General features: G+C 45.4%; 11 protein-coding genes. 9 read left to right on the forward strand and 2 right to left on the reverse strand.

The genetic code is table 11. From position 1 onward, the window contains the following. Positions 1-80: 80 nt before the first annotated feature. Entirely contained in the window at positions 81-284 is a 204-nt protein-coding gene (locus QSH13_RS18060; RefSeq protein ID WP_286039430.1) for a hypothetical protein, read from the reverse strand. Between the two features lie 57 nt (positions 285-341). Here QSH13_RS18060 and QSH13_RS18065 point away from each other — a divergent pair, with 57 nt between their 5' ends. The 3 genes from QSH13_RS18065 to QSH13_RS18075 are packed head-to-tail and all read left to right on the forward strand — an operon-like array spanning position 342 to position 2464. Next, positions 342-1754 carry a VENN motif pre-toxin domain-containing protein gene (locus QSH13_RS18065; protein WP_286039429.1) on the forward strand — a complete coding sequence of 471 codons (1413 nt, stop codon included), beginning with the start codon at positions 342-344 and terminating at the stop codon, positions 1752-1754. Between the two features lies 1 nt (position 1755). Continuing rightward, positions 1756-2034, forward strand: a complete 279-nt coding sequence (locus QSH13_RS18070) for a hypothetical protein (RefSeq protein ID WP_136516711.1) — start codon at positions 1756-1758, stop codon at positions 2032-2034. Positions 2035-2083: 49 nt separating this feature from the next. Continuing rightward, a complete protein-coding gene (locus QSH13_RS18075) occupies positions 2084-2464 on the forward strand; it encodes a hypothetical protein (RefSeq protein WP_286039431.1) in 381 nt (126 codons plus the stop codon). A gap of 493 nt (positions 2465-2957) precedes the next feature. Here QSH13_RS18075 and QSH13_RS18080 read toward each other — a convergent pair whose 3' ends face one another. Then, positions 2958-3110 carry a hypothetical protein gene (locus tag QSH13_RS18080; protein ID WP_162558078.1) on the reverse strand — a complete coding sequence of 51 codons (153 nt, stop codon included), beginning with the start codon at positions 3108-3110 and terminating at the stop codon, positions 2958-2960. A gap of 469 nt (positions 3111-3579) precedes the next feature. On the opposite strand from QSH13_RS18080, the gene QSH13_RS18085 reads away from it, so the two are divergent. From QSH13_RS18085 to QSH13_RS18110, 6 genes are all read left to right on the forward strand, one after another. Then, complete coding sequence (locus QSH13_RS18085) at positions 3580-4488, forward strand: integrase domain-containing protein (RefSeq protein ID WP_286039422.1); 909 nt, start codon at positions 3580-3582, stop codon at positions 4486-4488. Positions 4489-4495: 7 nt separating this feature from the next. Continuing rightward, entirely contained in the window at positions 4496-5107 is a 612-nt protein-coding gene (locus QSH13_RS18090; RefSeq protein ID WP_286039423.1) for an SGNH/GDSL hydrolase family protein, read from the forward strand. A 348-nt stretch (positions 5108-5455) separates the two neighbouring features. Then, positions 5456-5818, forward strand: a complete 363-nt coding sequence (locus QSH13_RS18095; protein ID WP_286039425.1) for a hypothetical protein — start codon at positions 5456-5458, stop codon at positions 5816-5818. Positions 5819-5900: 82 nt separating this feature from the next. Then, positions 5901-6338, forward strand: coding sequence for a hypothetical protein (locus QSH13_RS18100; protein WP_286039426.1), 438 nt, complete (start codon positions 5901-5903; stop codon positions 6336-6338). Between the two features lie 91 nt (positions 6339-6429). Then, positions 6430-6786: a hypothetical protein gene (locus QSH13_RS18105; RefSeq protein ID WP_286039427.1), complete on the forward strand. Its 357-nt coding sequence runs from the start codon at positions 6430-6432 to the stop codon at positions 6784-6786. A gap of 110 nt (positions 6787-6896) precedes the next feature. Then, positions 6897-7409, forward strand: a complete 513-nt coding sequence (locus QSH13_RS18110) for a hypothetical protein (RefSeq protein ID WP_286039428.1) — start codon at positions 6897-6899, stop codon at positions 7407-7409. The last annotated feature ends 64 nt before the right edge of the window (positions 7410-7473 follow it).

Genomic DNA, 7473 nt, shown 5'->3' on the forward strand with positions numbered 1-7473 from the left:
AGACGGGGATTTTTGCCGGTAAAGAGGGTTTTGACATTACGGTCGGGAAGCACACCCAACTGGATGGTGCGGTTATCGCATCAGAAGGAAATGCGGAGAAAAACCGCCTTGACACGGGGACACTGGGCTTTAAGAATATCGAGAATAAAGCAGAATACCGGGTGGAACACCAGGGCGGTAGCCTGAGCACCGGTGGCGGTGTGGGGGGCAATCTGATATCCAATATGGGCAGTGCGCTGGCCATGGGGGGTAATAAAAAGGAAAGCAGCCATAACACCACGCATTCGGCAGTCTCTGACGGTAAATGGATTATCCGGGATACAGAACATCAGACGCAGGATGTGGCGACGCTGAGCCGTGATACGGAGAATGCGCATTCAGCGCTGAATAAAATCTTTGATAAAGAGAAAGAGCAGAACCGGGTAAAAGAGCAGCAACTGCTTGGTGAAATTGGTGTTCAGGCCACAGATATCGCGCGGACTGAGGCGACAATCCGAGCCACGGAAAAGGCGAAGGCAGACTTTGATATCCGCAACTATAAACAGGATGATATCGATAAAGCGAAAGCAGAGCTGATTGCTGAAGGTAAGAGTGCGGGTGACAGGGATATCACTGCGTTGCTATTTAACAAAGAGGTTGAGAAAAACTTAGCGGAATCGGGCTTTGGCACCGGCGGTAAGTATACCCGTGCCATGCAGGCGGCAACGGCAGCGGTTCAGGGCGTGATGGGCGGAGACCTGAAGGCGGCGCTGGCGGATGGTGCAGCACCGTTTATCGCAAATGAAATAAAAAAACAGATCCCGGATGAAGAAACCGATGTCAACCTGAAACGCACCATTGCTCATGGTATAGCGAATGCCGCCCTTGCGCTGGCCAAAGGTGAGAATGTTGCGGCGCAGGCGACCGGGGCGATGACAGGGGAAGCAATAGGGATACTGGCGGAGTCTGTTTATCATAAAAAAGCGCATGAACTGACAGAGCAGGAAAAAGAGAATGTCAGTGCCTGGGCAACGCTGGCGTCAGGTCTTGCCGGTGGTCTGGCAGGCGGAGATACACAGAGTGTGGCGAACGCAGCCCTGGCAGGGAAAACAACGATTGAGAATAACGGGATTAGTGATGGATTTAAACTCTCGAAAGGAATGGCAGAATATGGGTTGTCAGCATCGACACTAGCTACATCGATGTCAGAGGATAATAAATTACCACAAGAAGTTACCGCCGCATTATCTAAACATGCGAAAGGCGATCTCCCTGAAGGACAAGATCCAGCCAGAGGTTTACTGGTTGCATGGGCACCAGTTCCTGCGATTGCAGCCAGTACAGTTATAGCACCGGCAACAGCGACATATGGTTTTTTGTTTGGCGGCGCATTAGGTGGCGCAACAGATGCGACGCAGCAACTTATCACGATGAAACCGGGCGAAACATATAGTTATACAGATACGTTGATTGCAATAGGTACAGGCTCTCTGACACAAGGTAAAGGTGTTATATTTACAACGGTAGTGAATGGAGGAGGAGCCTATTTGGGTAGCTCAATTAAGCATGAAGATCCAACCGCATCAGTAGCAGGCTCGATTTTTGGTTCAGTGCTGGGAGGAACAACGTCAAATAAAGTTACTAATAGTTTAATGAATAATGGCCGTGGACCAGTTAAGTCAGAAATTATAGGAGATGTGATAGGTAGTGGGGTAGGCTCCACAACTGAATACTCTACTAAAAAAATAATAAATGATGTAACAGAGGGGGAATGAGATGAATAGAAAATTTATCATTTCATTTCTTCAAGCTGTAATTGTGATTCCAATTTTATCCATCGCAATTTGCATGTTAGGTATCCCTATTGGGATTATAGTTGCATTTTTTAAAACTGGAGTTTTTTCATTTGAGTCATTACGTATGGTGTCCATATATGAGTCTTTTATTTATGCGGTTAAGGTAGGTGGAACTATAGGGTTAGTTTTGGGGATTGGACTATGGGTAGCTAACATAGTTATTCCTGAATTGATGAATAAATCTAAAAATAAAAAATAGGGAAATTGTTGTTGAGAATAATTCGCTCAGTGACCTGAGAGATGCACTGGTGCAGGGTAAGACTCCTAAGCAGGTCGCGAAAGAACGCGTTGAAGCAGAAAATGAGCTCTATAAGAAGGAAAATTATGCTGGGATGAGCACGGAAGCGTGCTCGGTGAAGATGTACACTCAGCGTCAGGAAGAACTGAAAGATATCCTGTCAACGAGCGCAGATTTTATGCCGGTAGTCGGGACTATCAAAAGCGTAGCAGAGGCACTCACCAGCGGAGAAAGCTGGGAGGCGGTTAAAGATACGGTTAATAAAGCCGCCAAGGGTAATCAGAAAGCACTGGAAAATTTGGCTGATAGTGCTCCGGTTTATTTAAGTCCTGCATTAAATATACCCGTTATTGTTTTATTTGAAAACAGGCCAGAGAAGTATCTTCGTTAGTTCCTGGTAGGTGTTAGATATAAACGACTAAAAAGCACAAAAATTGTTCATGACATTGCGTCTGAGAAAGTAGCCGAAGCGATAAATTATTTATTGGTTGATAGTTAAATTTATTTTTGCGCTGAAGTAATAAATTAAGCATATAGCTGATTTTTGTGTCTGAAAGTAGGCAGAAAAGAGGGAAATATTCCCTCTTTTCTGTATTGACGAAAAAACAAAGTTTGATTAAATTTATCGTGTTATACCGTTGCATAATGCAACATTGCCAATGCTTCAGTTGTCTGAGAGAAGCGCCTACGGGTGACAACGATGCCAATGTTCCGGCAATCTGAGAGGAACGCCTACGGGTGATTGCCACTGCCAATCCTCGGGTCATCTGAGACGAGGGCCTACGGGCGATGACAGAACTCCGTTCGTCCTTGAAATTGACGGAGGGTGATAACCGAACAGGGTTATCATCAGGATTAACTGCACTTCAGTGACCATGTCACCGCTATCCGGTTACCCGGATATCCACAAAAAAGCAGAGTACGCGATAACGTGTATCTGCCTCTTCTGATGTGTTCTGACGAATACGTCCTGCTTTCTGCAACCTTTGTATGCCCGGTATGACGCGTTTCCATTGCGCAGCTTTGGAAAGCGGCATCTTCGGAGCAATACATTGAGCAGCAGAATGACGGGCGTGCGTCACTTTCGTCAAGTGAAATGAAGACAAAGTGACGCACGCAAGTGCATACGCTCAGAACGCTTCAATACTGGTCTTACAGCAAAACTGACAATCTGACAGACACGTAATGCATTGCTCAGAACAGCTGAAAGTCTTTCAACACTCAACGTTTATATGATGATAAAAACGTATAACATTATGAAAACAGGAGAAAAAACGACACGATACCAAGGCGACGTCAGGAAACTGACGGACGGAGGTGCCCTGATAACAGGGACCGGTCTGATGACCGCAAACAGTTCAGAGAACTGATTTGATACCTCTCAACAACTCAACCTTTTATCGCCCCGGTGCTCAGGTATCTGTCAGGTCGCAGGATGCGCAATATAAAACCGTCGCGCCGGGAAAAGGTAACCCGTTGAGAGAGAAAAAGGCGGAGAATCAGAGAATGTCCAGAAGAGCAAAAGCCCTGTCCCGTGAAATGCATATCCTTTCCCGTCAGGCCGGAGGGAGTTTTAAAACCATTGCAGACCGGGTCAAAATTGCAGAACGGGTTGCGGCAGAGCTGACCGGGTTGAATATTCAGATACGATCTGTTGAGCAACTGAAATCCCGTCATATTGAAATGTATATCCATGCGCGTAGAGAACAGAATATCAGTTTACGCACCTGTCAAAACGAAATGTCGGCTATCCGGGCGATATTTCGTGTTGCCGGACGTCATAAATTGGCTGACCCTAAACATGAGCGCCTCAGTAATGAGGCGCTGGGGATTTCAGGTGCCAGCAGGGCTGGCACCCGTACCGCGATATCGGACGAGCGCTTTCACGGAGCGCTCGCCCGGATTGAGCCTTATGATCAGGGGGTAGCATTAACCATGCAGCTATCCCGTAGTCTGGGGTTGAGAAATGAAGAAGCCGTGCAGTCAGTAAAATCATTACGGACTTGGCAACATGCGCTTAAAAACGGTAAAGAGCGTGTTCATGTGGTTTTTGGGACAAAAGGAGGCAGACCTCGTGAAGCATTAGTGCCGGATAAAGCCCGTGTATTAACATTAATTAATAAAGCCATTGAATATGCTGATAAACATAACGGTTATTTAATTAATCGTCCGTCATTACATTCTGCCAAAGATCGTTATATTAATGTGATGCGACGGATAGGCGGATTTATTCACGAAGAATCAAATCATGGTTTACGGTATGCCTATGCTCAGGATGTTGAAAAATATTATCTCAGTCAGGGATTCAGTCAAAAAGAAGCTTATGCATTAACCTCCATGGATTTAGGGCATGGTGACGGTCGTGGCGATTATATTAAACGGGTTTACAGTCAGAAAGGGGATGTTGAGGAATAAGATAAAAATGAAAGCCTATTTAATTATTTTGTTTGTTAATTTTACTTTTTGTTTTCCGTTAATGGCGAAGACATTATTTTTAGGTGATTCGTTAACGGCTGTTTATGAAAAGTCCGCAAAATATATTTTGGACGAAAAAATAAAAACAGAATATGTTTCTGGTTCGGGTTTAATAAATAAAAACAAAAAAGATTGGATAGCTTTTGTGAATAATTCCGATTTGCGTGAGTTTGATAATGTGATTATTAGTCTTGGCACAAATGATTTTGTTCAATATGGTCCGGAAGAATGGCGGAAATATTACAGTCTGGTATTTCAATTAATTGCTGAGATTCAAAATAAAAATCCGTTAGCGACAATTATCTGGATATCTCCGCCACATTTAAAAAATCCGCTGCATGAGCGTTATTTAATGCATACCCGGCATATTATTAAGCACAGTGCGATATTATTAAATATTCATTATCTGGATATTAATCAGCCTCATATTTTGGGAACGCAATGGCAATCTGTTATTCATAATGAAACTGTACGAACAGATGATGGAATCCATATTACCCGTAAAGGGGGAGTACGGGTGATCAGAGAAGCGGTAAAAATCCTGAATGGGCAGGATTGACAAAGATAAAAAAACGGCTAAAAATGAATCCGCTTATCTCGTTGCGTAATGCAACTTGCCAATGCTTCGGTTGTCTGAGAGAAGCGCCTACGGGTGACAACGATGCCAATGTTCCGGCAATCTGAGAGGAACGCCTACGGGTGATTGCTACTGCCAATCCTCGGGTCATCTGAGACGAGGGCCTACGGGTGATGACAGAACTCCGTTCGTCCTTGAAATTGACGGAGGGTGATAACTGTATTGTGTTATCATCAGGATTATTTTTACGCAACGTTTCATATAATCAACCCACTGACGGGGAAATCTCCCGTCATCAGGGAATTTCTCTGTTTTTTCAGGAGAGATTCAATGAGGGTATCTACATTTCCCCAATCGTCTTTTTTTGACGATTTGCACTATCTCACGCAATTACATCACCTGTCAGGTGATCTCGACATGGTTCTTGCTTTTGTCCGTCTGGATATTGGCGAGTGTATGGACGAAGATAATTTTCCGCTGAACTTCTGGATAATCAGGGCAGTTGCAGAGCAACTGGGCGCGTTATCTGTGGAGGCTGATTTTACCCGTCCACATCTTGAGAAAATGGTCCGCGTAGTCTGGGATGCGGCTGATCAAACGCCTTATGCGTCTGATTTTCGCCGCATTTACAACGATGCGGTCAAAAATGCACAGTTTGAAGATCCGGTTGAAGCGCTGATGTTTGGTGTTTAACGGAATACATTCACAATTTACGACCCCATACGGGAATAAAGCCCGTGGGGCTTTTCCCGTAATTGATAAAGGAGAAGCTCCGATGACATTATTTAACCTGATTTATTACATTGCCTGTGGTGTGTTTTTTATAACCGATCTCGTCTGTCGTACTTCCAGGATTAGGGAAGGTGCGAAGTGGTTGCTTGAAGAAGCTCGTCGGTTGCAAGACATTGCGTCCGAACTGAAACAGGTTGAAAGCTATACCCGATATCAACATATGCCGGGGGCAAAAGAACTGATGGAGTATGTGCACTATCATACCGGATTTGCATTCGGTGAATTAGTGTACTGGCGTTTGAATGGGCGGATGGGACACTTGCCGTCATGTTTACTTCGCCGTTTAGAGGATATGGGGCATCACATTGATGCTGAGATCTGGCTGCGGGGCTATGAAGCCGGTTTCTATGATATTGAACAGCAAATGATGGAAATAGAGATTGCGGGTGAATATCCGGAATATATTGAACTGAGCAATTAATCCGCCACCATTTTCTGTTTTAACTTACCCATCCGACGGGGAAACTCCCCGGCAGGTGGTGGTTTCTCCGTCTTTTTTACCGGAGAAACACATGTCTGTTTTACTGCCTGAAAACAAGCCGTTTTCATTTCTGACACTGATCATGCAGTGGCTGTACCGTTTTTATGACCGTATACCATTTATCTCGTCAGGGATACCCGATGAATTGCCGTGGATAATTAACCGGACCGGCCGGCGCGCTTACCGTGCGACGGTGGTGAAAGTGAATCCCCGGCAATTCAGGGTTCGCATTACCGTACGTTTGGGCACACATTCGAAAGAATACCGCTTTCATTCGTTGATGACCTCGCTGGACAGCAGGACATTTTGTTCCGCAAAAGCGGCATGCCGTGCCGGCTTTGGACTGACATACCAGCTGGCGCAGGTGCGTTATGCCTGGTGTCGCTGATTTGTCGTACTGACAGCACTGTTGACTTTTTATTATGACCCCGCCCGGCGGATTGATTTCCGTCAGGGGATGAATCCGCCATTTTTTTAATCAGAATGAGGATTTATCACATGGGATATACACATTATTTTACACAAAAACAAAGCGTTGACCCCCTGATGTGGCAGAACTTCCGTGAACATCTGGACAAGCTCTATCACCACTATCTGGCCGATCCCATATCCGCAGAGCAGATTTGCGGCGGATATCCGGATAAACCCATTGTGTTGTGTGATGGTCTGGGTGAAAACCAGCTGAACGATGGCTCATTATTCACCGATGACGGTGAGGCGCTTTGGTTCAACGGCAATGCGGCTGATGACATGAATCATGAGACGTTTATTGTACAGCGCGAAATACCCGTTGAGGGCTACTGGGATTTCTGCAAGACGGCATATAAACCCTATGACGTGTTTGTGGTGGCGGCATTACTGCTGTTGCACAACCTGTGTCCGGGATATTTTTCGGTCTCTTCTGACGGGGATACTCTGGACTGGCAACCGGTGCTGGACTATGTCAGTAAGGCATTCCCTTATCTTATCCTGACGTTACCGGAAGGCATTGATGTGCCGGAGGCAGGATAATGGCCAGAGCCTGTACGATACGGGAACTGATAGCGGATTTATCCCGCTGTAATCCGGAGGCATT

Source organism: Proteus faecis, from assembly GCF_030286765.1.
Classification (GTDB): Bacteria; Pseudomonadota; Gammaproteobacteria; order Enterobacterales; family Enterobacteriaceae; genus Proteus; species Proteus faecis.

What these genes read in the sequence shown, in the direction of transcription:
- QSH13_RS18095 (WP_286039425.1), top strand. Translation starts at nt 5,456, where the DNA reads ATGAGGGTATCTACATTTCCCCAATCGTCTTTTTTTGACGATTTGCAC.
- QSH13_RS18060 (WP_286039430.1), bottom strand. Translation starts at nt 284, where the DNA reads ATGCGTGGTGTTATGGCTGCTTTCCTTTTTATTACCCCCCATGGCCAG.
- QSH13_RS18100 (WP_286039426.1), top strand. Translation starts at nt 5,901, where the DNA reads ATGACATTATTTAACCTGATTTATTACATTGCCTGTGGTGTGTTTTTT.
- QSH13_RS18105 (WP_286039427.1), top strand. Translation starts at nt 6,430, where the DNA reads ATGTCTGTTTTACTGCCTGAAAACAAGCCGTTTTCATTTCTGACACTG.
- QSH13_RS18085 (WP_286039422.1), top strand. Translation starts at nt 3,580, where the DNA reads ATGTCCAGAAGAGCAAAAGCCCTGTCCCGTGAAATGCATATCCTTTCC.
- QSH13_RS18080 (WP_162558078.1), bottom strand. Translation starts at nt 3,110, where the DNA reads ATGCCGCTTTCCAAAGCTGCGCAATGGAAACGCGTCATACCGGGCATA.
- QSH13_RS18090 (WP_286039423.1), top strand. Translation starts at nt 4,496, where the DNA reads ATGAAAGCCTATTTAATTATTTTGTTTGTTAATTTTACTTTTTGTTTT.
- QSH13_RS18110 (WP_286039428.1), top strand. Translation starts at nt 6,897, where the DNA reads ATGGGATATACACATTATTTTACACAAAAACAAAGCGTTGACCCCCTG.
- QSH13_RS18070 (WP_136516711.1), top strand. Translation starts at nt 1,756, where the DNA reads ATGAATAGAAAATTTATCATTTCATTTCTTCAAGCTGTAATTGTGATT.